This window comes from Armatimonadota bacterium, assembly GCA_037138755.1.
Lineage (GTDB): Bacteria > Armatimonadota > Fimbriimonadia > Fimbriimonadales > Fimbriimonadaceae > Fimbriimonas.
Genome location: JBAXHT010000001.1, coordinates 882,207 through 905,984, shown reverse-complemented (window position 1 = coordinate 905,984; position 23,778 = coordinate 882,207). Strand labels below are relative to the sequence as shown.

The 23,778-nt window shown below is 53.9% G+C and carries 24 protein-coding genes; 14 read left to right on the top strand and 10 right to left on the bottom strand.

All coding sequences use genetic code 11. The features are described 5' to 3' along the window. Positions 1 to 4: 4 nt before the first annotated feature. The 6 genes from WCK51_04375 to WCK51_04350 form a co-directional block, all read right to left on the bottom strand. On the bottom strand, positions 5 to 472 hold the full coding sequence (locus WCK51_04375) for a hypothetical protein (GenBank protein MEI7576106.1): 468 nt from the start codon (positions 470 to 472) through the stop codon (positions 5 to 7). A gap of 9 nt (positions 473 to 481) precedes the next feature. Further along, a complete protein-coding gene (locus tag WCK51_04370) occupies positions 482 to 1,945 on the bottom strand; it encodes a hypothetical protein (GenBank protein ID MEI7576105.1) in 1,464 nt (487 codons plus the stop codon). A gap of 95 nt (positions 1,946 to 2,040) precedes the next feature. Beyond that, on the bottom strand, positions 2,041 to 3,876 hold the full coding sequence (locus WCK51_04365) for an S-layer homology domain-containing protein (protein MEI7576104.1): 1,836 nt from the start codon (positions 3,874 to 3,876) through the stop codon (positions 2,041 to 2,043). A 179-nt stretch (positions 3,877 to 4,055) separates the two neighbouring features. Next, a complete protein-coding gene (locus WCK51_04360; protein ID MEI7576103.1) occupies positions 4,056 to 5,186 on the bottom strand; it encodes a peptidoglycan DD-metalloendopeptidase family protein in 1,131 nt (376 codons plus the stop codon). Next, entirely contained in the window at positions 5,183 to 6,082 is a 900-nt protein-coding gene (locus WCK51_04355; GenBank protein MEI7576102.1) for a permease-like cell division protein FtsX, read from the bottom strand. Before WCK51_04355 ends, WCK51_04360 begins: the two co-directional genes overlap by 4 nt. Beyond that, positions 6,054 to 6,833 carry an ATP-binding cassette domain-containing protein gene (locus tag WCK51_04350; GenBank protein MEI7576101.1) on the bottom strand — a complete coding sequence of 260 codons (780 nt, stop codon included), beginning with the start codon at positions 6,831 to 6,833 and terminating at the stop codon, positions 6,054 to 6,056. Before WCK51_04350 ends, WCK51_04355 begins: the two co-directional genes overlap by 29 nt. Before the next feature lie 78 nt (positions 6,834 to 6,911). On the opposite strand from WCK51_04350, the gene WCK51_04345 reads away from it, so the two are divergent. The 3 genes from WCK51_04345 to WCK51_04335 are packed head-to-tail and all read left to right on the top strand — an operon-like array spanning position 6,912 to position 8,680. After that, positions 6,912 to 7,553, top strand: a complete 642-nt coding sequence (locus tag WCK51_04345; protein ID MEI7576100.1) for an HAD family phosphatase — start codon at positions 6,912 to 6,914, stop codon at positions 7,551 to 7,553. A gap of 18 nt (positions 7,554 to 7,571) precedes the next feature. Beyond that, entirely contained in the window at positions 7,572 to 8,123 is a 552-nt protein-coding gene (locus tag WCK51_04340) for a hypothetical protein (protein MEI7576099.1), read from the top strand. A 2-nt stretch (positions 8,124 to 8,125) separates the two neighbouring features. Continuing rightward, complete coding sequence (locus WCK51_04335; GenBank protein MEI7576098.1) at positions 8,126 to 8,680, top strand: hypothetical protein; 555 nt, start codon at positions 8,126 to 8,128, stop codon at positions 8,678 to 8,680. 8 nt (positions 8,681 to 8,688) lie between these two features. On the opposite strand, the gene WCK51_04330 is transcribed toward WCK51_04335, so the two are convergent. Beyond that, positions 8,689 to 10,104: an aminopeptidase P N-terminal domain-containing protein gene (locus WCK51_04330; GenBank protein ID MEI7576097.1), complete on the bottom strand. Its 1,416-nt coding sequence runs from the start codon at positions 10,102 to 10,104 to the stop codon at positions 8,689 to 8,691. Positions 10,105 to 10,124: 20 nt separating this feature from the next. Between WCK51_04330 and WCK51_04325 the strand changes: the two genes are divergently transcribed. From WCK51_04325 to WCK51_04310, 4 genes are all read left to right on the top strand, one after another. Then, the gene (locus WCK51_04325; GenBank protein ID MEI7576096.1) at positions 10,125 to 10,970 is read left to right on the top strand and encodes a hypothetical protein; all 846 of its coding nucleotides are present in this window, start codon (positions 10,125 to 10,127) and stop codon (positions 10,968 to 10,970) included. Then, a complete protein-coding gene (locus WCK51_04320; GenBank protein ID MEI7576095.1) occupies positions 10,948 to 11,424 on the top strand; it encodes a hypothetical protein in 477 nt (158 codons plus the stop codon). The genes WCK51_04325 and WCK51_04320 overlap by 23 nt, the downstream gene beginning before the upstream one ends. 66 nt (positions 11,425 to 11,490) lie before the next feature. Beyond that, positions 11,491 to 11,769 carry a 30S ribosomal protein S20 gene (rpsT, locus tag WCK51_04315; GenBank protein ID MEI7576094.1) on the top strand — a complete coding sequence of 93 codons (279 nt, stop codon included), beginning with the start codon at positions 11,491 to 11,493 and terminating at the stop codon, positions 11,767 to 11,769. A gap of 77 nt (positions 11,770 to 11,846) precedes the next feature. Beyond that, positions 11,847 to 12,008, top strand: coding sequence for a hypothetical protein (locus tag WCK51_04310; GenBank protein MEI7576093.1), 162 nt, complete (start codon positions 11,847 to 11,849; stop codon positions 12,006 to 12,008). 9 nt (positions 12,009 to 12,017) lie between these two features. On the opposite strand, the gene polA is transcribed toward WCK51_04310, so the two are convergent. Next, positions 12,018 to 14,600: a DNA polymerase I gene (gene polA, locus WCK51_04305; protein ID MEI7576092.1), complete on the bottom strand. Its 2,583-nt coding sequence runs from the start codon at positions 14,598 to 14,600 to the stop codon at positions 12,018 to 12,020. Between the two features lie 117 nt (positions 14,601 to 14,717). On the opposite strand from polA, the gene WCK51_04300 reads away from it, so the two are divergent. The 5 genes from WCK51_04300 to WCK51_04280 all read left to right on the top strand — a co-directional run bounded on the left by WCK51_04300 (position 14,718) and on the right by WCK51_04280 (position 18,514). Continuing rightward, the gene (locus WCK51_04300; protein MEI7576091.1) at positions 14,718 to 15,056 is read left to right on the top strand and encodes a TfoX/Sxy family protein; all 339 of its coding nucleotides are present in this window, start codon (positions 14,718 to 14,720) and stop codon (positions 15,054 to 15,056) included. A gap of 16 nt (positions 15,057 to 15,072) precedes the next feature. Continuing rightward, complete coding sequence (locus WCK51_04295; GenBank protein ID MEI7576090.1) at positions 15,073 to 16,698, top strand: DUF4127 family protein; 1,626 nt, start codon at positions 15,073 to 15,075, stop codon at positions 16,696 to 16,698. Continuing rightward, positions 16,695 to 17,279 (top strand): Holliday junction branch migration protein RuvA, encoded by a 585-nt coding sequence (gene ruvA / locus WCK51_04290; protein ID MEI7576089.1) that lies wholly within the window; start codon positions 16,695 to 16,697, stop codon positions 17,277 to 17,279. The genes WCK51_04295 and ruvA overlap by 4 nt, the downstream gene beginning before the upstream one ends. A gap of 84 nt (positions 17,280 to 17,363) precedes the next feature. Then, complete coding sequence (locus WCK51_04285; protein ID MEI7576088.1) at positions 17,364 to 18,284, top strand: prepilin-type N-terminal cleavage/methylation domain-containing protein; 921 nt, start codon at positions 17,364 to 17,366, stop codon at positions 18,282 to 18,284. After that, positions 18,284 to 18,514, top strand: coding sequence for a hypothetical protein (locus WCK51_04280; protein MEI7576087.1), 231 nt, complete (start codon positions 18,284 to 18,286; stop codon positions 18,512 to 18,514). Before WCK51_04285 ends, WCK51_04280 begins: the two co-directional genes overlap by 1 nt. On the opposite strand, the gene WCK51_04275 is transcribed toward WCK51_04280, so the two are convergent. After that, positions 18,511 to 20,550 carry an amino acid transporter gene (locus tag WCK51_04275; protein ID MEI7576086.1) on the bottom strand — a complete coding sequence of 680 codons (2,040 nt, stop codon included), beginning with the start codon at positions 20,548 to 20,550 and terminating at the stop codon, positions 18,511 to 18,513. The genes WCK51_04280 and WCK51_04275 overlap by 4 nt on opposite strands. 148 nt (positions 20,551 to 20,698) lie before the next feature. On the opposite strand from WCK51_04275, the gene gatB reads away from it, so the two are divergent. Beyond that, positions 20,699 to 22,153 (top strand): Asp-tRNA(Asn)/Glu-tRNA(Gln) amidotransferase subunit GatB, encoded by a 1,455-nt coding sequence (gene gatB / locus WCK51_04270; protein MEI7576085.1) that lies wholly within the window; start codon positions 20,699 to 20,701, stop codon positions 22,151 to 22,153. An 8-nt stretch (positions 22,154 to 22,161) separates the two neighbouring features. Beyond that, a complete protein-coding gene (locus tag WCK51_04265; GenBank protein ID MEI7576084.1) occupies positions 22,162 to 22,704 on the top strand; it encodes a tetratricopeptide repeat protein in 543 nt (180 codons plus the stop codon). A gap of 3 nt (positions 22,705 to 22,707) precedes the next feature. Here WCK51_04265 and WCK51_04260 read toward each other — a convergent pair whose 3' ends face one another. Continuing rightward, on the bottom strand, positions 22,708 to 23,760 hold the full coding sequence (locus tag WCK51_04260; GenBank protein MEI7576083.1) for a hypothetical protein: 1,053 nt from the start codon (positions 23,758 to 23,760) through the stop codon (positions 22,708 to 22,710). Positions 23,761 to 23,778 lie beyond the last annotated feature (18 nt).

Here is a 23,778-nt window from a genome sequence, read left to right as displayed (position 1 = left end):
TTCTTTACAGCTTGAAGGCGTTTGACAGGACAACGTTTGCCATAGCTCCCAAAACCATTCCGACCACCAGGCTCGCGATGCAAAAGATCATGATGCCTTGCCCCTTCGGATGTCCTTTGCGCTGGGCGAGCGAAGCGAAGTAGATGCCAATTGGGCTGATAAAGATCGGACAACAGATGAATCCGATGATTCCGAAGATGAGGGCTTTCTGGTAGTCGCCTTCGCCGTTATCCATGACTCCATAGCCTTGGCGAGGGTACTGCTGGTAGCTCGGCGGCTGGTTGAAATCGTTGCTTGGCGCAGGCGCGAAGACCATTCCTGGTAGTTGGCTCGCCGCGAATCGGGCTCCGGTGGCAGAATCTTCGAGCACGGTTGTCGGCGTGACGCGACCCTGTTGTGCCCACTGATTAAGAATGACGACGTCCCCGGGACCGTACTTCTGCCCGTCAGGCCCGACAACGTAGTAGTTCATCCGCCTATTTTACGGCAAGATTCCCGCCAAATCTTGCTTTAGAGCGGCCAGTCTTTTGAGTTCCTTTTGCACTCCTGGAATGTCGTTGGCAACAACGACGTAGATCGCCAGTCCGGTGCTTCGGCGGGTGCCCATCAGGGCGGAGCCGTCCTTGGCGGCTTTGGCTCGGAGCTCGTCGGCGTGTTTTGCTAGAAGGGGCTGCTGTTTGGAAACTTGAGCGATTTGGTTTGGCCGGAGAACCAGAAGAGTGCTGTACATGGGGCTATCAGCAAGGGCCATGCGGAGTGCTTCCTCGACTTTGGTAGCCGAGTATCGGCTGGAGATCGTGCTTTGGATGAACTCGCGCGGCATGAATCCCATCTCCTTCGGCCACTGCTCGTCCCACACGTAGTTGACACCGAAGAGCTGGACACTTGGGGCGTCAACTTTTGGACCCATGCCGGCTCGAATTGTCTCGACATAGGTCTTTGCGAATGCGGGATCGTGGAGGGTTCCGCCTTGCTTGGCGTAGGCGGTGAGCCAATCGTAGCTTGTCTTGGCCGTGGTGTCAATCGAGTCATTGAAGTACCAAGAGAGCGAAGCGTCCCGATACTCTTTGAAAGACTTCGGGTCCATGAGAGCTTCGGCAACCATGCCGTTGTTCAGGGCGGTGGCGAGGGCCTCGTTCATGATCGCGAAGACCGCCATTGCGCTCTGGTCTTTGACCTTTTGGAACCTTGCGGTCAAGGCTTCGTGTTTAGCGACTCCGGCTTTTCGGAAGAAGAAATGGGAGAGTTCGTGCATTGTCACGTCGATGCGGTTTGCGGGAGAGTCGCCTTCAAAGAACTCCATCACAGCTGCGGTACCGACTTGCTCCCCATGCGAGCTTTCACGGGCTTTGGGTTTATACATGAACTGGACGGGCACGATGTAGCCGTCGGGGAGGTCTGGTTGGTAGAAGCGGACGAGGTCCTTTGTGAGACCCTTGAGCTTCTCGGATTTCAAGAGCTTTTCGGCTTTCACCCTAAAATCGATGCCTTTCGGTTCGGCTTCCTGGTTCCACCAGCTCAGGAATGCCGGCTGGAAGCGAGCAATTACCGAACTGAGTTCTTTGGCAGCTTGGGGTTCAACTTCCCTCGCGACTCGCTTTGAGAACTCTAATAGCGAAGATGAGGTCAGCCCGATTTCCCTGGTTCTCTCGGCTTCGCTTTGAATGGTCGCAACGCTGTAAAGGAGACGCGGATTGTATTCCCCTTGCCCCTTTGCCTCGAGTTTTCGCATGGTCTGCTTCCATTGATCGAGGAACTTGGCGTCATCGGAGTTGGTCGCAATGCGTTCCTTCCAAAGACTGCTAATTACCTCGCTTTTCGAGTAGGGCAGGTACCCACTGACCATATCCAACTGATACACAAGGTTTGCAAGCGGCTCGAACCGGGCGTCTAGATACACCGTGGGAGGGTTGGCCGCTAGTTGTGTCAGGAGCAGAGAGAGCATCGGTAATCACTACTCAATCACAAGATTCGAGGTTCCCAAACAAAAGTGGCTCCGAGACTTTCGTCGCGGAGCCGCCCTTAAGCAATTCAGTTCAATTAGAACCTGATGCCGTATTGCATACCGAAGAAGCCGCCTTTCTGGTTAGCCAGTCCGCCGCCGCCTGGGTTGGCAAGGATGCCACTGGTGTCGCCCATTTGGTAGAACAACTTGAGCAGCGAGTTGCTGCCGGCATCGTAGTCCAGCCAGATGGTGGAGAATCGAGCGAAGCCGCCTGGTGTGGAACCTTGGAAGCCGCCGTCGAATTGGGTGTTCTCGTGGGTGAGCATCATGCCCCACTTCGGAGTGAGAGCAGTCTTGAGGCCAACGTTCCAACCCTTGGTTTCGCCAACGCCGTTGATCGACTTGTTGCTAGCGTAGCCGCCGTTGAGGTGCCACTTCGAGTTGATATCGAAGCCAGCGTCAGCCGTGAGTCGGTTGACGTCAACGAGGTTGCGGAACACACCAGTTCGTCCCCAGTCGCCTGGAGCAACGTAGTTCTGCTCAACGTGATCGTAGCCAATGTTGAGACCCTTGAACAACGTGGTTGAAGCGTTGTATCGAACGTTATCGGTATCAACGATTGTTCCCTGATTGAACTTCTGGATCGACTTTCCGTAACCACCCTTGAACGCCAGTCCTGCGATGTTGAAGTCTCCATCAACGCCGTAGATCTCGTTTCGGTTGATCGGACCATTGTTACCATCAAGGTTGAGGTACGTACCGGTCAACTTGGCGAAGTCGCCGAGGTTGAATCCGATCTGACCACCCATCAAGCGAGATGGATTGACACCGTTGACGACCGGTTGAAGAGCAGTGCCTGCACTGGTGGTTGCGCCGAAGCGACCGACGAATGCATTCACGGTGATTCCACCGAAACCATAGGTGCCGGTCTTGAGACCGTCCATCAGGTACGCGCCGTTGTCCCATCGCTCCTGGTTATAGAAGCTGGTGAAGTCCGGTCGAGCCAAGATGTAGCTACCGAGGTTGAGGTTTTGGCGACCCACTGTCGAGTTCAAAACTTCTGGAAGTGATGCCCAAGCGGTATTGAGGTAGACCTCAGATGCCGGGCTCTTTCCGTATGCAGTTCCGATTTGACCGGCCCAGTCGGACTGGTTACCGATTCCGGTGGTTGCCACGTTTCCGACCACGAGCTCTGCACCCCATGCTCGCTGAGCGGATGCTCCGCTGTTGAGCTTTAGCCCGAGTTCGTGTAGGACGCCAAGGCTGTCGAGACCGGCTCCGGTAGCAGTACCGGTGGTGAATCGACCATCTTGGTTGTAGCCAACTGCCGAGCTGCTGTCCTTGGTGGACGCAAACGCCAAGAGGTTAGCGTCTCCGCTGATCACGACGTTGTCGGTCTTCTTTTCGAGAGCCGAAACGCGCATCGAGAGGTCGTTGAGCTGCTTCTTCATGCCCGTCACGTCTGCGCCGAGGGAGGTGAGCTCCTTCGAGTACGAAGCGGTCATTTTCTTGAGCATTGAGATATCGGATCCCCATGCTTTCATAGTTCCGACGTCGCTCTTGAGAGAAGCCAAAGCTGCCTTGAGGCTGCTGTTGTCAACCGGAGCGGGAGGGGTGCTGATTTCGCCCGACTTCTTGTTGATCTTCGCCTCAAGATCCTTGATCTTGACCGCGACCTCTTCGTCAAAGCAGACGAGCTTTGCGTAGACGGCGTACACCAATGAAGCCATTTCGTATCGAGTAATCGCTCGACTACCCTCGAAATTGCCATTTGGCATACCTTGGATGAATTTTTCGAGCTTCAGTCGCTTAATCGCGTCTGCAGCCCAATGGGTGTCCTGTACGTCCGGGAACGAGTCCTGGGCGAATGCAGGTGCCACGATCCCGAGGCTCAGAACCAAGGAAAGGGCAATCTTGTAAGTTCGCTTCATGCTAAGAATAGATTCTCCTGTAATAGTGCGGCTTCAACTTCCCTGCTGCGCTTCATCCTCACCCTGCAAGCACTTTCCTAAGTTTCTTACTCACCGAGTTTTGGACTTGACGAATCAAGTTGGCAGAAATCCACACGCTGATTATCACAGTTTGTGCCACTCAGATACAAGGGTTAGGCCTATAAATACGCCGCCGGATTCACCGGCCGACCGTTCTGCCGGATTTCAAAATGCAGATGGGGGCCCGTTGAAAGGCCGCTGGAGCCGATTGATCCGATGCGTTGTCCTCGCTTCACGGTTGCTCCGGAAGACACCATGATCCGGCTCAGATGGCCGTAAACAGACGACATGCCGCCGCCATGCTCGATGATGATTGCGTTTCCGTAGCCGCCAAGTTTGGAAGTACTAATCACGACTCCGCTACCCGCGGCGTACACTGGCGCGCCGTAGCCGCCACCGAAATCGATCCCGTTGTGCATTCGGTTGTACTTCAGAATAGGATGGAAGCGCATGCCAAATCCGCTGGTGCTGCGCCCGGCGGCGGGCGGGCCGAATCGGCCGTCTCCCATTGGCGGAAGGCTCTTCCCTGACTTCATCGCCGCCCTCATGCGCTCGTTCACTTGGTCCTCAATTTTTTGGCTGTCGTCATCGAACTGTTTGACGATTCGCTCCATCTCCTCTTTGCGGTCCTTGAGAGAGTCCATGAGGGCAACTTTGTCCGCGCGGGCCTTTTCTAGCTGTTCTTGCTTGACTTTCTGGGTTTGAAGCATCGAGTTGACGCTTGCAACCAGGGCATCCTGTTCCTTCTTTTCCTTCTCGATGCGATCCCGGACAAGAACAAACTCTTCGAATAGCTTGCGATCACGTTTCGCAATTCGGTCAAGGATGAACTGCCGTGAAGCGATGTCACCGGAGTCCGCGAGGCCGAGCATCGCGGAGAGGGTGGATTCTTTCCCGCGCATGTACATTGATCGAAGCCGGCGGCGAACTTCGGCTTGCTTGTTCTCCAGTTCAAGATTTGCCGCCAATAATGATCCCACAAGCTCAGCTTGCCGTTTTTGCGCCAGCGAAAGCTTTTCTGCGGTTTGCTCAAGAGTGTTTTCTGCTTCCTCTAGGCGAGAGTCGACTCCCTCAATCTCGGCCCGTACATCCCGGATATCTTCTTTTGCTGCATCAAGCTGATCCTGAGCCTTGTCCTTCTTTATCTCGATCTTCTTCAGCTCTTGCTTAAGCTGGTTCAGAGACGGCTTCTTCTGCGCCACGACCGCCAGGGGAATCACGAGGAACAGAACGAGCCAGGGCCGCTTCATCGGATCCTCTGGTTGAGCCGAATGAGGGCCAAGCAAGAGCAGCCTACGCCATAACTAGCACCCGCAACGACAGTCCACAGATACACCAGCTGGAAAGGAAACGAAGGCAGCGGCGGGATCGAGGCGTAAGAGGCGACGACAAGGCTCACTTGACGATACGTGAGTTGGAGCAATCCGGCCGCCAAGAGCCCACCTAGGACCCCCTGGACTTTGCCTTCGATGATCATCGGCAAGTACATCGTGGAATACCCGGCCCCAACCAGCCTCATGATGCGGATCTCTACCCTCCTAGACATTGCGGCTAGCCGGGTGACAGTAAAAATCAGAACCCCTGCCACAAGGAGAAGCATCCCTCCCGCAGTGGCACCGACCCAACGCAACAGCTTCAGGGCTTGCTCAAGGAGTGTTTGCTCCTTCTTGAGGTAATTGACACCGTTCTCTGGTTCGACTTCGGTCCTGGCTCGCATCTGGGCGGCGATGGCATCTCCGAGACTAAGATCATTCAGGATGACTTTAAGACCGTCCGGGTAAGGATTGTCGATATCTTTGGCGATCTCGGGATTCTCTTTGGAGAACTTCTCCCATGCTCGCTCTTTCGGGATCAGGATTGCTTTCTCAACTCCCGGAGTCGCGCGCACGTCCTTCAGAAACGCCGAGACTTGCTCGGTAGTTGTCCCCTCTTTCAAATACACGCGCATTTCAAGGGCCCCTGTCATCCCTTTCGCACCTTGCTGAAGCCCGAGGTAAAGGAGGCCGAGACCGCCAAGAACGTATAAGCAGACCGCAGTTGTCAGAACGCTGAGCACGACCATTCCAAAGTTTCGCCGTAACGACACAAGGGCTTCGCCTAGGATGAAAAGGAGTCGATCAAGCATCATCAGCTCCCGACTCTTCAACTACCAGGTCTGGTTCTTCCCCCGGCTCGACTTCAGCATCTTCGTTGCCCTCAACGACGGAAATGAGCGGGATCAACTCGGTTTCAATGGGTTCTTCGATCGAGCGTTCTATCGGGCCCGAATCACTGACGATCTTTCCTGCTTCGATGCGGATCACTCGCGCAGGAACCTGTTCGACTACCAGCATGTCGTGGGTCGCAACGATGACGGTCGAACCCCGCTCGTTAAGATCCAGCAGGAGCTGCATAATCTCCATTGAGTGTTCGGGATCAAGGTTCCCGGTTGGCTCGTCGGCGAGGATAAGTGGCGGATCGTTGACCAACGAGCGGCCAATTGCAACGCGCTGTCTTTCGCCTCCCGAGAGCTCTTCCGGGAAGCTTTTCGCCTTATGGAGCAGGTGAACTCCCATGAGGATAAATGGAGTTCTGCGCCGCGTTTGGCGTCGGGTTTTTCCGGCAGCCCTGCTCGCATACGCAATGTTCTCTTCAACCGTTTTTTTAGGTAGCAGTGCGTAATCCTGGGGGACAATTCCCATTTTTCGCCTTAGCTTTGGAATGAACAAGGCAAGCTGTCGGTTTACTTCTTTGCCGTCGATTACCACCGCACCTTTACTGGGATTTACTTCGCGGCTGAGGAGCTTCAACAGTGTGCTCTTCCCTGCCCCGGTCGTTCCGACCAAGAAGACAAACTCGCCTTTTTGAATCTGGAGCGATAGAGGGAGGACGGCGTCTTTGTGGGTCCGGTATGACACTTCTACAGCGCGAAACTCGATATGCGGCTGGCCCTTCTCCACTCCCATACGATACCTAGCGGCGGGTATATTGAATTCTTGAGAAAAGGACTTCTTTTTGACTTCGATGGGCTGATTTTAGACACCGAAACCCCCGAAGTCCGAGCCTGGGAATGGATGTTTGCCCAGCACAATCTGGAATACCCAAAAGAGGTTTGGCAGTCCATCGTAGGTAAGGGACCCGACCAGATTACTGAGAAGCCAGAGGACATTTTGGTCCGCGAAGCCAAGCTCAACGAGGATCCCGAGCGCCTCTATAAGACCTTCCGAGCTCGCTATTTTCAGATCTTGGAAAAGGTTGCCAGACCGGGAGTTGAACAACTGATTACCATGGCTACGGGGCTTGGATATGAGTTGCACATTGTCTCCAGTAGCGAGAAACGCTGGGTTGAAGGGCACCTCCACGACCTTGGCCTTCGTGACCACTTTTTGTCCTTGACCACGCGCGACGAGGGAGTTCCAACCAAGCCAGCTCCTGACCTCTATCTTCGATGCCTTGAGAAGAATGACCTCAAGCCCAAGCAAGTCTGGGCGCTTGAAGACTCCGCCAACGGCCTTGCGGCGGCGAAGGCGGCTGGAATTAAGACTTTGGTGTGCCCAAACCCGACTACCGAACACCTCAACTTCTCGAAGGCAGATCGAATCGTGGCCTCACTCGAGGAAGTCACCCTCCCGCTGTAAAGAGGTACAACCCAGGACGTGTCCGAACTTTTCGAACGCCTGCGCGATGCAATCCAGGCCTGCCTTGACCGCGAGGAACTGATTGGAATCCACTACGAACCAGATGTGTTCGAAGTCGGGTTTGTACGCGAGTTTGACGGCGACTCATTCCGGCTAGAGCGAATCGACCGTTACGGCCAGAACTGGGGTTCATTTGTTGGAAGTCTTGATAAGGTTTTAAGAACCCAGCACGGGACTCAGTACATGCAATCCGTACAACTCCTTTTGGAGCGGGTTAAACAGGGTCCGACGCCGTCGCGTGGCGCGCCAGATTCGTTGGAGATGGAGCGGTTGCTAGAGTTCTGCAAAGGTCGAAACATCGTGGTGGGACTTCACAATGAGGAAGGGAGCACGCTTTACGGCTATATCCGCGCGTATTCGAGCGATCATGTGGAGCTTGAGGAAATCAGCTTCCTGGGCTACGAAGACGGAACCCGGATTATGCCGGTAGACGACATCACTCGGCTCACCTACGGCGGTCCCGATGAAGAGTCTCGGATGTTTTTGAACCGTGTTCGGCTGGGGTTGTAGTAATGCCCGATGCCATTGACCGATTCCGTGAAGTTCTTCGCCGCTACTGCGGGAAGAGCGAACTTGTTGAGATCTACGATGACTCGCAGGACCTCGATAAGTTCGAGGTGGGCTTCATTGTCGCGGTGAGCGAAGACACCTATTTTGTAAAGAAGGTGGACACCAAGGGCCGGTACAACGGGCACTACATGGGACGTCTGGAGGACGTGGTTCGGCTCGCGACTGGGACTCAGTATCTGACCGCTGTTCGCCTGCTTACGGAACGCGCTAAATCACTTGAAGGCGAGGATCAGGAGCTGCCGCCGATGGAGGCGTTTGCTGACTTGCTGAAGTTTGCCCATCGGAATCGTTTGATGGTTTCCGCCTGGGTCGATGTTCGCTTCTACGGATTCGTTCAAGAGTTCACGAAGGAGCACTTGGAGCTGATCGAGGTTAACAAATCCGGATTAGAAGACGGCATTCAGTACCTCGATATCGACGAGATTTCGACCATCGAGCTAGGCGGTCCAGACGTGGATGCTCGGCGATTCTTGCACCAAGTCCGGATGGGGTTGTAGCTCCGTCCTCAGTGAGTATGAGCCAGATCAAAGAGTTTTGACGGGTTTCCGTTCAGCGCGATCTTGCCCTCGGGACGATTTCCAAGCCCCTTCTTTGCCATGAGAGCTTCGATCTCGGGGATCGAGCGAGGGAGTTGGTTGCCACTCATGTTGATCGGACCATTGTCTGAGATCAGAACAGTGTCTTCGATGCGGACTCCGATGTTCCACCACTTTTTGTCGCATGCGGACCCCTCTTTGATATAGATTCCGGGTTCAACTGTAATGATCTGGTTCGCCTTGAGCGGGCCGTAGTCGCCGGTATCGTGGACATCAAGGCCGACGTAGTGCGAGGTTCCGTGCATAAAGTATCGACGAACCTCTTTTGCATCCTTGATGATGCCGAGCTTAATGAGTCCGTCGGCAACGATTTGCCTGGCAACGGTATCAGCCACCGTAAAAGGAGCGCCAACGTTGGCAGCTCGGACTCCGGCTTCTTGAGCTCTTAACACGATTTCGTAGATCGCTCGTTGCTCAGCAGAGAACTTTCCGTTTGCCGGATACGATCTCGTGACATCGCTGGCGTAGCCGTGGTACTCCGCACCGACATCCATACAGATGAAGTCCCCGTTCTCGATCCTCTTTCTAGGCGAAGGGTAGTGAAGGATGCAAGAATTCATCCCCGACCCAACGATGGATCCGTAAGCGACTGCCTCGCAACCGTTTCTAGCGAAGATGTATTCGACCAGCGAGGCAATTTCCCACTCACGCATTCCTGGTTCACAGGACATCAGAGCTTCTTTGTGCGCGTTGCACGTTGCATTCATCGACTTGTAGGTCAGTGCGACTTCCGCAGGAGACTTGATGCTTCGCATCACATCGAGAGGTTTTCGCAACCCCTTTTCTTCTGCGTGCTGGGCTTGCCACTCTTCAAACGATTTCACAAAGCTGGCGACTCGGCCGGACAGGCCCTCTGGTTTCTCGATCAACGCGCCTTTAGCTTGGGTAAGCGATCCCAAGACCGAGGCGAAGGACTTGTTGGACAAAACCATCTCTACACCGAGCAACTCTTTCGCCTTTTCCGGTCCCATCAAGACTCCAGTCCAAGTTTCGCTTTGGGGGTTCTTGTCGGCAACAAACAGAATTTCTTTGGCCACTTTTCCATTCACTCTGATCCCGTCGGGAGCGAGAACAAGTGCTGAATCTTGTTCTTCGCAACCGCTCAGGTACCAGAAGTAAGAGTTGGGACGGAAGGGAAAATCGGTGTCGTTGGAGCGTTGGTGCAACGGGTTGGTGACGAGAAGAGCGAACGAACCGCTCGGGATCGACTTAATGTACTCCGCTCGCCGAGCGGCGAATTCAGAAGCCGCAATCTTATCTGCCTCGTAAACTCGAAAGGGAAAGCCCTCTTGAGCAAACATCATTGCGGCGAGAACGGTGACCATGCGCGTATCATAACCTACAAATGCTGCTCACTGCTCTGATTCTTACCCAAACTCAAGTTGAACTCAGAACTCTGGGTTCGATTCAGAACAAGGAGATCGGCGAGATGAGCGGCATTGCTCGTTCGTCCCTCAACCCGAAGACGTATTGGGTGCATAACGATAGTGGGGATACGGCGAGGATTTTTGCGATCGACAAAAGCGGTAACACTGTCGGTTCGGAGGGAGGATATCTGATCGATGGAGCGGTGAACTTGGATTGGGAGGATATCGCCGTCGACGGCAATACAATCTACATTGCCGATACTGGGAATAACCTCAACTTTCGAAAGGAGCTGACGGTGTACGCGGTGAAAGAGTTTAAGGTAGGACATGCGGCGGCCAACTATCAATCGACCGCGTATCGGATCGCATGGCCGGATCAGACCGAGTTTCCGCCGACTGGTGACTGGAATTTCGATTGCGAGGCTTTGGCCGTTCGGAAAGGGACGATGTACTTTGTCACGAAGTGGCGCGATAAGACTCATAAGCTCCCGGCACGAGGTGGTTCGCTTTATAGGCTAAAGAACCCGTCTGCAACCAAGTTGAACAAGCCGCAGAAGTTGGATACGAAGCTCGACTTTGGTGGCTGGGTGACGGCATGCGACCTTTCTCCAGACGGACGGCGACTCGCGGTCTTGGTCCAAGCTCCACAACAGTCTGTTTGGATTTTTGATATGACGAAGGGCGACAAAGTGCTCTCTCATCCGCTGAAGCAGATTCGGTTTAAAGGCGCTAAGCAGTGTGAGGCTGTCTGCTGGGACGGTAGTGACAAGCTCATCGTAACGAACGAGCAAGCGGATTTGTATGAGATTACGATTCCCGACTAAGACAGAAATCTACCGCTTCTCAGGACTAGGGCTCTGTGCGTGGACCGGCCCGCTTGTCTACATCTTCGCACCGTTTTCTCACAGCGGAAACATCCTGGGAAACATCTGGTGGTGCTTCGGAATTTTGGAGGGGACCTTTGCCTGGTTTTTCCGAAGTGAATTTACCGGAACTCCGTTTTTTCAGTCAGTCAAGAGCTATGTGACCCTGATTGCTGCCGGGGTCAGTCTCGCTGGAGTCGTGGCCCTCTCCCAGGCTTTTGGCTTGACTATCTTCGAGCCTATGCTTTGGGACGGCGGTTGTGAGCCGATCAGCCTCGACACACCACTTGCGATGCTCCAATTTCAAGTTATCAATGCAGTTGTTGCGATCCCAACGCTGGTGCTACTTGTATCGGCTGCACGGCGTTCTAGACAAAACCAGCCGGGGGCGACGTTTGAGGTGGATACTCGCTGACGAATGGAGGCAATGAAACGGTGCGAGAAATACAAGATTCTTTGAGGTACACTCTCTGATTCAGAAATGGCAAATAAGAAGTCGAGTAAGAAGGACATCCGCCGCATTGCGAAGCGGACCGCAGTTAACACCAGCGTCAAGAGCGCTTTGAAGACCTACATCAAGAAGAGCCGCAAGGCAACTGCAGGTGGAGATCCCGCAGAAGTCAGCGTGAACTTGGTCAGCGCAGTGAAGGCTCTGGACAAAGCCGCGCAAAACGGTCAGATTCACCCGAACCAGGCTGCTCGACGCAAGTCACGCATCGCGAAGAAAGCCGCAGCAGCTCTCAAAGCCGTTGGCAAGTAACCTCCTCTCGGAAGCCATTTCCGAACCCAAATCCCCTCAAAGAACTTGAGGGGATTTCTTTGTGTCATTCTTAATCGATGGCAAGAATCCGGAGCAATGTGCGCCGCTCGAAGTCAAACTTCCCTTGGCTATGGCTCGTCCTGTTGATTGGATCGATCTACCTGTTTTGGATTATGCCTCGCCAACGTCCGCCATCAATCCCGACTCTCACCGACGTCGCAACGAGCAACCCCAGCTGAGCAGCGAGGCTAAACGGTGGTCATCTCGTTCCAGTTTTCCCCCACCTTGGCATCGACTTCGACTGGAACTTTGAGCGGAAGCGAAGTCTCCATGAGGTGGCGAATGGGTTCCAGAACCTGACTGTCGCCATCTTTCAGTTCAAAGACGAGTTCGTCGTGGACATTCAGGAGCATTTTGGTCTGTGATCCGGCGAGTTGTTTTCGTACAGTCATCATCGCCAGCTTGATCATATCGGCCGCGGTGCCTTGGATTGGAGCGTTCATGGCTTGTCGCTCGGCGTAGTTTCGGTCGTTGAATCGACTCGAATGGATATCGGGGAAGTAGCGTCGGCGGCCCGTCAGAGTTGTCGTGAATCCTTTGCTTCGAGCGTCGACAACCACGTCCTGAGTGAAACCTTTCACGGTCGGGAATCGCTCGTTGTACAAGTTGATAAGCTCTTTCGCCTCCGCACGGCTGAAGCCACCACCAAGTTGATTGGCAAGGCCAAAATCGGTAACTCCATAGAGGACGGCATAGTTGAGGAGCTTGGCGTAGCGCCTCTGGTCTTTCGTCGGCTCTCCAGTGTGGAACATGATCCGAGCGGTAGCCGAGTGGACATCCTCCCTATTCTCGAACGCGGAGACCAGAGCTGGTTCTCCGCACATGTGAGCCAAAACTCGAAGTTCGATCTGGGAGTAGTCGAATGAGGCGAGTGAGTAGCCTTCTGCGGCGATGAAAGCCTTGCGGATTGACCGACCGAGTTCGGTGCGAATGGGGATGTTTTGCAGGTTGGGATCGTTTGAGGAAAGGCGCCCAGTGGCGGCAGTAGTTTGGGAGTACGTGGTGTGGATACGACCGTCGGAGCCGATTTGAGTTTGGAGAGCGTCAGCGTAAGTGGATTTGAGCTTGGTGAGCTCGCGCCAGGTGAGAACTTCGCCCGCAATCTCGTAGGTTGGGGCGAGTTGCTGCAGGATTTCGGCACCCGTGGCGTAACCAGTCTTGGTCTTGGTTGCACCAGGGATTTGCATTTTGTCGAAGAGGATTTCGCCGAGTTGCTTGGGGGAGCCGATAGTGAATTCTTGTCCTGCGAGTTCGTAGACTCGCTTTGTCGAGGCTTCGATAGCGATCCCAAGTTCTTTGGAAAACTCGTGCAATTGGCTCTTCGACGTTCGGATTCCGAGGACTTCCATCTCAGCAAGGATAGGGGTGAGTGGAAGCTCGATGGTTTGAAGCACGGATGTCTGGCCCTCTTTTTCAAGTCGGTCGAGCATGGCTCTTTGGAGGTGTAGGAGCGAGGCAGCGGTTTCCTCGGGTGTGGTTGGAACGACTAGATCTGTGTAGCCTTGGACTAGGTCACCCAACACATATCCAGCTCGACCTGATTGAAGCACGTAGCCAGCTAGCAGAGCATCGAAACCGACGGCTTGGTCGAACTTCTTCGCAGCTTTATAGAGAGGCTTTGCATCGTGGACGATCGCCTGGGACGGGAAAGTAGCCAGCAGACGCATCCCGTCTTCGCGAGAGCAAGTCAGGACTTCGTGACCGACAGCGACATAAGCACGCTCCGCGTTCTCATCGAATAGATCTTCCGTCTGCAAGGCGGCAAAGTGGAGTCCGAAGGGCTGGCTGTTAACTGTGCTTTTGAGCATGATGAACGAGCCGACTTCGCGAGTAGCGAACTCAAGTTTTTGCTGAACCACTTCCACGTCGGGTTCGGAAGACGAGGCTCCCTCGACATACGGCCCGAGAACGCGCTGAATGTTCTTTGCGTGAGATCGCATTTCGAATCGCTCCAGAAACTCCTTTCCTGCAGCAAACTCGGCTTGCGTCAAGACAAATGGCTCGAAGTCGTAGGTCACCTCGCAATCGCGCTTGATGGTCGCAAGCCATTTCGACAGTTTCATCGAATCGACAGCCGGCTCGATCTTCTTCTTATACTTTTCGGGAACCTCTTCCCATCGTTCCAGAATGGCTTCGATCGAGCCAAAGAGCGAAATCAGCTCCGCGGCACCTTTGTCTCCGATGCCAGGAACACCGGGAATATTGTCGCTTGGGTCACCCTTGATGGCTTTGAAGTCGACCACTTGTGCCGGCGTGACGCCCCAACGCTCAAAGACCTCCGTGGCAGTGTAGGTCATCGTCTCGGACATTCCGGTTTTGGGAGTCAAGACGCTCACCCAGTCGTCGACCAATTGCAAGGTGTCCATGTCGCCGGTCACGATCGTGGTCTTGTAGCCATTTTGTTCGGCTTTCAGAGAGAGGGTTCCGATGATGTCGTCGGCTTCGAAGCCGACAAGCTCCAACTGAGGAATGCCTAAGGCGGACAAGAGGTTTCGGGATTCATCAAGCTGAACAATCAACTCGGGAGCGGTCTCTTTTCGGGTCCCTTTATAGTCAGCAAATTCGGTATGTCGAAAGGTCTTCCCCGGCGCATCTAGCGCTACTACAATTGCGTTCGGTCGGATGATCTCCAGAATCTGGAACAGCATGGAGGTGAATCCGTGGAGCGCATTCGTCGGGCGCCCGTCGCTCGTCGAGAGGTAGCGCGTGGCGTAGAACGCCCGAAATAGAAGGGCGTAGCCATCAATGATCACCAGTCGCTTTTCCGACATTGATTGAGTTTAACTCCGAAATAAGGCCGTTGCACTCTAAACCGAGACTGTACCGCTGGTACACTTGATTTACGGTGATTCAGCAAAGTTGCTGGCCCGTTTCTGGTAGCTGAAACGATGGTGTACAGACCACTTCGGTACGAACAGATTATGCAGGCCGCTGATGCCTACGAAGTGCGTGCGCGTCGCATGTTCGGCGGAATGGGGGTATATACCAGCGAGCGAATGTTCGCATTCTTGATGGACAACGATGTTGCCTTCAAGCTCAACCCTTCTGATTACGAGGAAGCCATGGGAATTGATGGCGCGTCTGTAATGGTGCCTGAGCCTGGCGCAGATCCTTTGCGCGAATATGTGCGATTTCCGAAGACGATTCTTGATGACACCGCTGAGTTTATGAAGTGGTTGGACCGTAGTGCCGAGTATGTTCGGAACCGCGCTGCCCGAACCGCGTAAACTAAGGGCGTTCTCCATGTTCAAACTTCTTCTTGCGGGTGCCTTGTGCTTTGCCACGATTGTGCCTCAAGAGCCGCAAGTCAAAGCTACTCCTGCGCCTAGAATCTTAATGATTCCCCTTGACGGGCGACCAGCGGCTGGACAGTTTGCGAAAATGATCGGAGCGATGGCGGGTTACGACGTCATCTTGCCTCCACAGAACCTGCTGGGGCGATTTACAGAGGAAGCCCAAGTCGACAAGATTTTTGAGTGGCTCGAAGGCCAAGATTTGACCAATGTGCGAGCGTTGATCGCCAGCGCGGACATGGTGGCTTACGGGGGTCTCATCCAGTCGAGGGTGACTGGTGTGGACTCGACAACAGCCATCCAACGACTTAGGCGACTGCTGACCTTCCGAGCGAAACAAGAAGCCGATATCAAGTTCTACATCTTTGCCTCGAACATGAGGTTGACTCCTACTGCTACTATCAAGGCCGCGCCTTATCGTATGAACCTTGCCAAGTACGAGGAAATCAAAGATAAGTTTGAGCGCACCAACGATAAGAATCTTCTGAGCAAGCTTAAGAACTTGAAAGCAATGGTTCCGCAGGAGGAGATCCAGCGTTACGAGAACACTCGGAACAGGAACTTTGAGGTGATCCGGACCCTCATGAAGATGGTCAAAGCAGGTCCGGTTGACTACCTTATCATTGGTCAGGACGATGCCAAGCCGGATGGACCTCAGATTCAGGAGAACGCGAAACTGAGGGAGTTTGCGAAGTACATCGAACTTGGTGACCGCGCCTACTTTTGTGAAGGGATCGACCAACACGGCAACATCCTGGTTTCCCGAGCGATTCTGGCTGATCTGAAGTTTCAGCCTAAGGTTCGGATTGTTTACAGCGACGGCGATGGCAAAAAGGCTTACGCCCTGTACGAGTCGAAGCCAATCGAAGAGAGCCTGTCTGATCAGCTCTTTGCGTCCGGAGCGGTCTTGGTGAAACCGGGTCAAGAGTTCGACTACACGCTGTACGTCAATACTCCCGGACGGCGAAGAAGCACTTTCCAGCCGTTCATGCGAAACCTCAAGGATGAGATCGATCAAGGCTTCCCAGTTGCGGTTGCGGACATCAATTTTGGTGTAGACGGGACATCGGACGAGGAGCTTTTTGCTGGGCTGAGTGAGGAACGACGGGCCCATCGATTACTCGCTTTTGCGGGATGGAACACGGCGGGGAACACAATTGGAACCGCGATTCCCGCCGCGAATGTTTACTTAAGCGGTCGGGCGCTGGAGAGCGACTCACTGGCGCGCGAAGTGGCACAGAAAGAGTTCTTGCTTCACCGGATGATTGACGATTACGCTTATCACAAGTACACCCGCCCGGCTGCTTACAAGTTGATCGACAAGTATCAGACGCAGAGAGACGAGGTGTACGGTACGACATTTGAACGCGTCAACCAGTTCGTCGAAGAGGATTTGACGAAGTACTCCCGGCAGCTTTTTGACCTCCAGTTCGAAGGGAAAACGTTCTTTGCCAGCAACAAGGATTATCGGATTGTGGGGTTGGAAGCATTGAGTGTTCACTTGCCCTGGCCGCGTGCCTATGAGGCGGCGATTGACTTCAAGTTCAAGGTGGAACCAGCGGGTAACCATCGATGATCGGACGCCTGATTGGTTCCGTTGTTGAGGTTGAAGGGAGCATGGTTTTGCTCGACGTTCAAGGCGTTGGCTACGAGGTGACCGTGCCCGATTCTTGCCTTCCGAAACTTTTGCCGGGTACTTCGGCGTCGCTCTACACACGACAGATTTTCCGAGAAGACGGGGTTTCACTTTGCGGCTTTCTAGAGCGTAAAGACCGACGAGTCTTTGATCTACTTCTTGACGTGAAGGGGTGCGGGCCAAAGGTGGCGCAGGCTCTGGTAGGACAAGTTGGGACCGACGATGTACTGGACGCCATCTACGTAAACGAGCCGAAAACCTTGGCCCGAGCGACAGGGGTGGGTCAGCGTCTTGCGGAGCGGATCATTTTGGAGTTGAAGCCAAAGATCGATCAGTTCAAAATAGTTGTAACCGGTAGTTCAGGAGCGTCACCCACAATTTCGGCGGACGCAGAACTTGTCGAGGCACTGATCGCTCTCGGTTACCGCCGCCCGGACGCCGAAGCGGCTGCCCTAAAGACTTCACCCAGCGAAAATACTGAATCAAGGCTGAAGGCGGCCCTTAAAGTGCTGAGCCGCTAACGAGAAGGTTATTTCTCGTGTATATTTAATTCGATTGACTTCGGTCAACACCTGACTCATCTTCCTCTTTGCAGGTCTTTCCTTATGAAAACTCAACGCACCGCAGCGTTTACGCTCATCGAACTTCTCGTCGTCATAGCCATCATCGCTATCCTTGCCGCCATCCTCTTCCCGGTCTTCGCTCAGGCGAAGCTTGCGGCAAAAAAGGCCGCCGCTATCTCCTCTTACAAGCAGACAGGAACCGCGATGACAATCTACACATCCGACGTAGATGATCAATATCCCCTTGGTATCGTCCCAAACTTGGCATCGCCATTCGTTGCATACAAGTTTAACACCTCAACCCCTCTCTCACCAGCAGGCTGGGACGGCAATGCTGCTCTCGCCGCAGAGGACTCCCTCGTTTGGCACAACACCATCCAGCCATACATGAAGAACTACGACATGTTGCTGGTTCCGGCGACCCGTGAGCTGGGCTCAGCAACTCCAGCGCCTGGGGCCGTTGTCAGACCAAAGACCGTCACCCAAGCCTTTAATGGTCTGATGCAGTACCTTTCGACCACGGCAATTGCTGCTCCGAGCAAACTCACGATGCTTTGGCCGGGTTACGGCGATGCAGCTACCGCTGGAACCGCGATTCTGACCCCCCGACTTAACTGCAACTCGGCCACCGGTGGACTGTGCATGTTCAACCCAGCGGGAGTCCCTCAAGCGGGCGCTACAGGAAACCCTCAGATTTTCGCGTTTACCCAAACGGCTGCGACCTACTACATTTACGGACAGGGATCGATCCACACGTTTGCGGACACATCCGCACGTTACATCCCTTACGGAAACGGTAACCAAGGCTCGCTACCGCTTACAGCCAACCGACCGGTCGTCTGGAACTTCGTGAACACGACGACTGGACGAATTGCTTCTCCGGCAGCTTTCCGAGGCATGGGCTCCCTGCGAGGTGCAAACTACGCCGCTGCCTTCTGCCCTGACAATACGTTTGAGAACTAATGAGCAAGAACAAACTAGGACTCCTTCTTTTGATAGGACTGATCGTAGTCGGCTGTTCGGCTAAAGAGGAAGAGGCTCCCGCAGTTTCGGCAGCTCCGGCAGCCTCTGCAGCTGCACCGACACCCGAAGCGACTCAGACAACGACTCCTGCAGGAGGCGTTGGTGGTCAGGCGGACGCCTCAAACGGCGGCATGGTTGAGCTGCCTGCCGGCGGCATGCAACGCGGTTAACTCGCCACGTGAATCACGGGTCGAAGGTTGGGATCAGCCTCGACCCGTCTTAGTATCTCCCTGGTCAAGGGAGCGATGTCTCCCTCTCCGGAGAACAAGAACTTAAGAAGGTAGGCACCAGGGCCACGTTCGCCCCAGTTGAAGTAGGCATGAGCACGCTTTCCGGTCAGCTTTCCGATGTGAAGTAACAGCGCCGCAAGAGAGTTCGGGACTGCGACGCCTGATGCACGCAGCACTCGATACCCTTCGACTTCATATCCACGAACTTTGACGTTCCCTTCAAAATTCGACGCATCGCGGACCATGATCTCGAGGAAGAGAATGGGCTCGTTCTCAGGGATATCATGATCTCGGCGAGTTTCGGCGATTTTCTGCTCGTATTCGGCTTTATCGCGCTCATCCGGACGGTTGGGAATAATGCGAATTTGTCCACCTTGGCTAGCTGCTTCTTGAACAAATTGGATTGCGCGAAGGTCGAGATCAACACCGTTGACACGTAGTTCCAATGTACGCCAGATGCGCGACACAAAGGAAACAAAGACAACAATGCCAATGAAGAATGCGGCGATTTTGAGGCCGTCGCTGCGGAAGTAGATGTTCGCGAGCAGCGTGTAGAAGAAGATTAGCGTGATCAAGCCGAACGCGGCCCGCATTGCCTTATGCCGCTTTTTCAGAGTGATCATGACAGCAAATGCCGCACTCGTCATCAGCACCAGAACGCCAGTCGCATAAGCACCGGCTTGAGCTTCAACAAATGTGTGGGGCTTGACTTCCTTCCCTGCCTTCACGAGGTCTTCGGCGGCGCTTGCGCCAACTCGCTTGACTAACTCAGCCCAATCGTGATTGTGGGCATCGACTGTGAACTTGAAGATCATAGTGACCATGATGGCGATGCCCATGAAGAGAAGAACTAGCGGACGATTTGCACGGGTCCACTCTGGAGCCATTCCGTATTTGGGAAGGTAGCGCGGGACAAGGTTCAGCAGACCAGCCATTGCCGATGCGCCTGCAAACCAAAGGATTAGGATGGTGCTGATGTCGTAAAGCGTTCCGAATCCACTCCCGAAAAACTTTTGCGCCAGGTAGGCGAGGGCGCGGCCGTTGGCGGGTCCGGTCGGCTCCGTGACCAGCTTATGGTCGATTAGGATCGTCGTGACAAATGAAGATGAGATCAGCAGCACGCTCATGATGAGCGCCGCACTCAGCAACAGCTTTCTTGTGTTTTTGATGCGCCCAATAGGATGCTCTTCAGAATCCCCTTTGCTTCCCTTTACAAGAGTCATGACGGCAACACCGGTTTCGAAACCAGAAAGACCCAACGCTAGCTTAGGAAACCCAATCAGAATCAGCAAACCGATCTGCCAAATGCTTGGAGCTTTAGGTCCCGCCGAAAGGCTATTCTGCCAGTCCGCGATGAGTTGCGGACTGGAAAACAGCTCTTGAACTCCTCGACCAATGACGACTGCGTTGAGGACTAGATAAAGGGCGACCAAGCCGATCGCGAGACCAACCGCCTCCTTAAATCCCTTCAGAAAAACTGCGCCAAGGGCACACAGCAGAATTAACGTGAACGGAATCAACCAGGCGTGAGCGTTAGAGACGCTTTTCTCAAAGAAAGCGTTACCAACAATATGCTCGGCGGCATCCGCCGCCGAAAGAGTCATCGTTATGATAAAGTCTGTAGCAGCAAACCCTAACAAAACGAGGACCAGCAGCTTGGCTTGCCATGCCTTCAGGAGCTTCTGAAGCATCGAGATTGAGCCTTCGCCATGAGGACTCGCTTTGGCGACTCGCGCATAGACTGGATAGGCACCAAAGATCGTGACCAAAACCAGGATCATCGTGGCGAACGGGGACAAGTTTCCTACCGCGCTAATCGCGATTGAAGGCTGGTAGCCGAGGGTAGAGAAGTAGTCAACTCCGGTGAGACACATGACCTGCCACCAAAGGTGAGTCTTGTGCTTATGTTCTTTGGTGCTCTCAGCCTCAAATGGTCCGTCAGGATCAGGAACGTGTCCCTCGAGCAGCCACTTCATGAGGGGCGAACGTTTTGTGTTTGTCAGCTTTGATGGGAGCTTGATTTCCATATTCGGCCTGCGCCAGTGTCTGCGTTGACTTCATAAGGATAGCTCATCAGCGTGCCGTCCAGATACAAAGCTACGCTCGGTACAATGGAGGGGATTCATGCCGAACTATGTGACCAGCGTCGGAATGGAGGTTCATGCTGAACTCTCCACAAAAAGCAAGATGTTCTGCCGATGCCAGGTGGCGTTTGGCGGTGAGCCAAACACGCGGACTTGTCCGGTTTGTCTAGCTTTGCCGGGATCATTGCCGGTTCCAAATCGTGAAGCGATTGAGATGGTGATCAAGACCGCACTTGCTTTGAACTGCAAGATCGGCGGCACCAAGGAAGAAAGCATTTTTCACCGAAAGAACTACTTTTATCCCGACATTCCCAAGGGCTATCAAACGACCCAGTACGGCGAAGAGAATCCGTTTGGCTATCACGGCTATCTCGAAATCCCGACGCCCGATGGCGGTACCAAGCGAATCGGTATTCGGCGCATTCACCTTGAGGAAGACACCGGGAAACTGATGCATCTGCCTTCCGGTGGTTCGGGAATTGATTACAACCGAGCCGGAACTCCGCTCATGGAGATCGTTACGGACTTCCCGCCCGACATCCATAATGGCGAAGAAGCCAAAGAGTATCTATCTCAACTTCGACAGATTCTGATGTATCTCGGCGTTTGCGATGGAAAGATGGAGGAAGGGTCACTGCGCTGCGAGCCTAACATTTCCATCGCGCCGGAAGGCGCCAAAGAACTCGGCGTCAAGAGCGAGCTGAAGAACCTCAACTCGTTCCGCTCGGTCCAGATGGGTATTGCTTTTGAGAGCCGCCGCCAAGAAGCAGCTATTGAAAACGGAGAACAATTGCTCCAAGAAACCAGGGGTTGGAACGAGCAGAAAGAAAGTTCCTTCGCCATGCGAATCAAGGAAGCCGAGAACGACTACCGCTACTTCCCTTGCCCAGACCTCGTACCGATGTCCTTCACACCGGAATACATCGCCGAACTCAAAGCAAACCTGCCCGAGCTCCCGCTAGCAAAGTTTCAGCGCTACACCCAAAAATACGGTCTGAGTTCCTACGACGCCAACCTGATCATCTCCGATCGAGAGTGGGCGTACTGGTTTGAAGAAGCCATCGAGAAGGGCGGAGACCCGAAGGCGATCTGTAACTGGATGAACTCCGATTTTGCCAAGATGCTCAATGAAGAAGGCATCACAGCGCGGCAAAGCAAAGTAACGCCGGACCACATCGTTGAACTCGTGATGCTGATCGAGGATGGAACCATCAGCGGAAAAATCGCTAAAACCATCTTTGCGAAGGCGTATCAAACTGGAGAGATGCCCAAGCAATTGGTTGAGGCAAGCGGGGCCACTCAGATCACGGATACCGACGCCATTCGAGCGCAAGTTCGAGGTGTTCTGGATGCCAATCCAGATGTCGTCGCTAAGTTCAAAGGCGGAAATCTTGGCGTCAAAGGATTCTTGGTCGGCCAGATAATGAAAGCAACACAGGGTCGTGCAAATCCCGGTATCGTCCAACAATTACTTGACGAGCTCCTAAGTTCGTAGAGATCAATATGAGAATCGCTATTTTCGCCTCCGCCCTACTGCTCGCCGGAGCTGCGATTGCCCAGGACCGCGTCGACGAGATTTGGGGGCATACCACGAATCGACTCGCCGAACAAATGGATCAGTCGTTTGAAGATGGCGACTTTCCCTTTGTGATCTCCATGCTCAAGGTGAGCTTTGCGGATGAGCCAAAGAACTACGAAACGGCAACGAACCTGGGCTGGATGCTTGAAAACGTTCAGGAGTGGGCTGAAGCAGAGGATTTCTACAAGAAGTTTCGTCTAGACAACCCCGGAAACCCAGAAGCCGCATACCCGCTTGGATATTTCTACTACATGCGCAAGCGGTATCCGGAGGCGGAGCAAGTGCTGGAGCCGACTTTGAAGGTGGCGGTTCATGCAAACACCTTTCGCATCTTGGCCAAGTGCTACGAGCGTCAGAACAAGTACGCCGACGCGATTCGAGTCTGGGAGCTGCAGATCAAGAAGTGGCCCAACGATCTCCCTGCAAAGGCGAATATCGATAGGGTTAAGAAGAAAATGTCTGGCTAGATTTCAACGGGTCCAACGCACCGCATAGGTTTTGCCATCAGCCGATACGGCACTTCCGACTACGTCACCGTTCTCCAAGATATCCGTTGCTTCGGAACTGGTGAACGCGAGCGCATGACCCGCTAGCAAGTCATGCAAATTAACCGGTTGATTGTTTAACCCGTTCCAAAGCAGAGCTCGATCCCCTGTAAATCCTGTCCAACCACTTCCCACAATAGTAGATCCCCGAACGGCAAGTGCGTACGATGAAATGTAGCCGCTCACTGGATGCAAATCGACCATCGAGTTCGCCGTGCCGCGCCAAGCCAAAGCGTGAAAATCGTTTCCAAGCTGCCCTTCTCCGACAACAATATTTCCACTTACTGCGTTCGCATAGGTGTTCCTCATCATCGAGTCCCTTGGGTGTAAATTCGTCAGCACAAGTCCGGGCCCCTTCCAAACGATTGCACTGTTGAATCCCCAGTTCCCACCCCACCAGCCCCCACCAACAACGCTAACGCCGTCCGTGTCGGTCGCAATCGTATCGCTGAAAAGCTCGCTGTTATGAAGACTTCGTGGCTGGCTGTTGACTCCGTCCCAAACGAGGGCACGACGCTCAGTAACATTTTCATATCCCATCCCTACGATCCTCAGTCCAGAGATTCCGAAAGCATGTGTGCTTGTATATCCAGATGCTGGATGGATGATCGTCGGAGAATTGCTCGAACCGTTCCAAACCGCCGCTGCCCACTTGAGACCGTCAAACACCTCCCCGACAGTGTTGTTACCATCCGCTGCCGCGGCCATCGAAGAAAGGTAACCGGAGGGATGAAGGTCAATCGGTTCTGGGCTGGCGTCGCTCCACAACACTGCTTTGGTATCACCCGACGCTGTGAACGCTCGTCCGGCAATGATTGAGTCTCCGCCACCTTGGGGTAGAACGTGATCGAAGCCAGTTCGGTTTAGAACAACCGCCCGTGTAAGCGGGGTGCTGTTCACCGGAACTCCGCTGCCGCTACCCCCGCACCCAAAGATGAAAACAGCTAAAACTGAGCAAAGAGAAACGTAGCGATTCATGACAACTGCATTTTTCTT

Coding starts and splice junctions, on each gene's coding strand:
- WCK51_04375 (MEI7576106.1), bottom strand. CDS start 472: ATGAACTACTACGTTGTCGGGCCTGACGGGCAGAAGTACGGTCCCGGG.
- WCK51_04370 (MEI7576105.1), bottom strand. CDS start 1,945: ATGCTCTCTCTGCTCCTGACACAACTAGCGGCCAACCCTCCCACGGTG.
- WCK51_04365 (MEI7576104.1), bottom strand. CDS start 3,876: ATGAAGCGAACTTACAAGATTGCCCTTTCCTTGGTTCTGAGCCTCGGG.
- WCK51_04360 (MEI7576103.1), bottom strand. CDS start 5,186: ATGAAGCGGCCCTGGCTCGTTCTGTTCCTCGTGATTCCCCTGGCGGTC.
- WCK51_04335 (MEI7576098.1), top strand. CDS start 8,126: ATGCCCGATGCCATTGACCGATTCCGTGAAGTTCTTCGCCGCTACTGC.
- WCK51_04330 (MEI7576097.1), bottom strand. CDS start 10,104: ATGGTCACCGTTCTCGCCGCAATGATGTTTGCTCAAGAGGGCTTTCCC.
- WCK51_04325 (MEI7576096.1), top strand. CDS start 10,125: ATGCTGCTCACTGCTCTGATTCTTACCCAAACTCAAGTTGAACTCAGA.
- WCK51_04320 (MEI7576095.1), top strand. CDS start 10,948: ATGAGATTACGATTCCCGACTAAGACAGAAATCTACCGCTTCTCAGGA.
- rpsT (MEI7576094.1), top strand. CDS start 11,491: ATGGCAAATAAGAAGTCGAGTAAGAAGGACATCCGCCGCATTGCGAAG.
- WCK51_04310 (MEI7576093.1), top strand. CDS start 11,847: ATGGCAAGAATCCGGAGCAATGTGCGCCGCTCGAAGTCAAACTTCCCT.
- polA (MEI7576092.1), bottom strand. CDS start 14,600: ATGTCGGAAAAGCGACTGGTGATCATTGATGGCTACGCCCTTCTATTT.
- WCK51_04300 (MEI7576091.1), top strand. CDS start 14,718: ATGGTGTACAGACCACTTCGGTACGAACAGATTATGCAGGCCGCTGAT.
- WCK51_04295 (MEI7576090.1), top strand. CDS start 15,073: ATGTTCAAACTTCTTCTTGCGGGTGCCTTGTGCTTTGCCACGATTGTG.
- ruvA (MEI7576089.1), top strand. CDS start 16,695: ATGATCGGACGCCTGATTGGTTCCGTTGTTGAGGTTGAAGGGAGCATG.
- WCK51_04285 (MEI7576088.1), top strand. CDS start 17,364: ATGAAAACTCAACGCACCGCAGCGTTTACGCTCATCGAACTTCTCGTC.
- WCK51_04280 (MEI7576087.1), top strand. CDS start 18,284: ATGAGCAAGAACAAACTAGGACTCCTTCTTTTGATAGGACTGATCGTA.
- WCK51_04275 (MEI7576086.1), bottom strand. CDS start 20,550: ATGAAGTGGCTGCTCGAGGGACACGTTCCTGATCCTGACGGACCATTT.
- gatB (MEI7576085.1), top strand. CDS start 20,699: ATGCCGAACTATGTGACCAGCGTCGGAATGGAGGTTCATGCTGAACTC.
- WCK51_04265 (MEI7576084.1), top strand. CDS start 22,162: ATGAGAATCGCTATTTTCGCCTCCGCCCTACTGCTCGCCGGAGCTGCG.
- WCK51_04260 (MEI7576083.1), bottom strand. CDS start 23,760: ATGAATCGCTACGTTTCTCTTTGCTCAGTTTTAGCTGTTTTCATCTTT.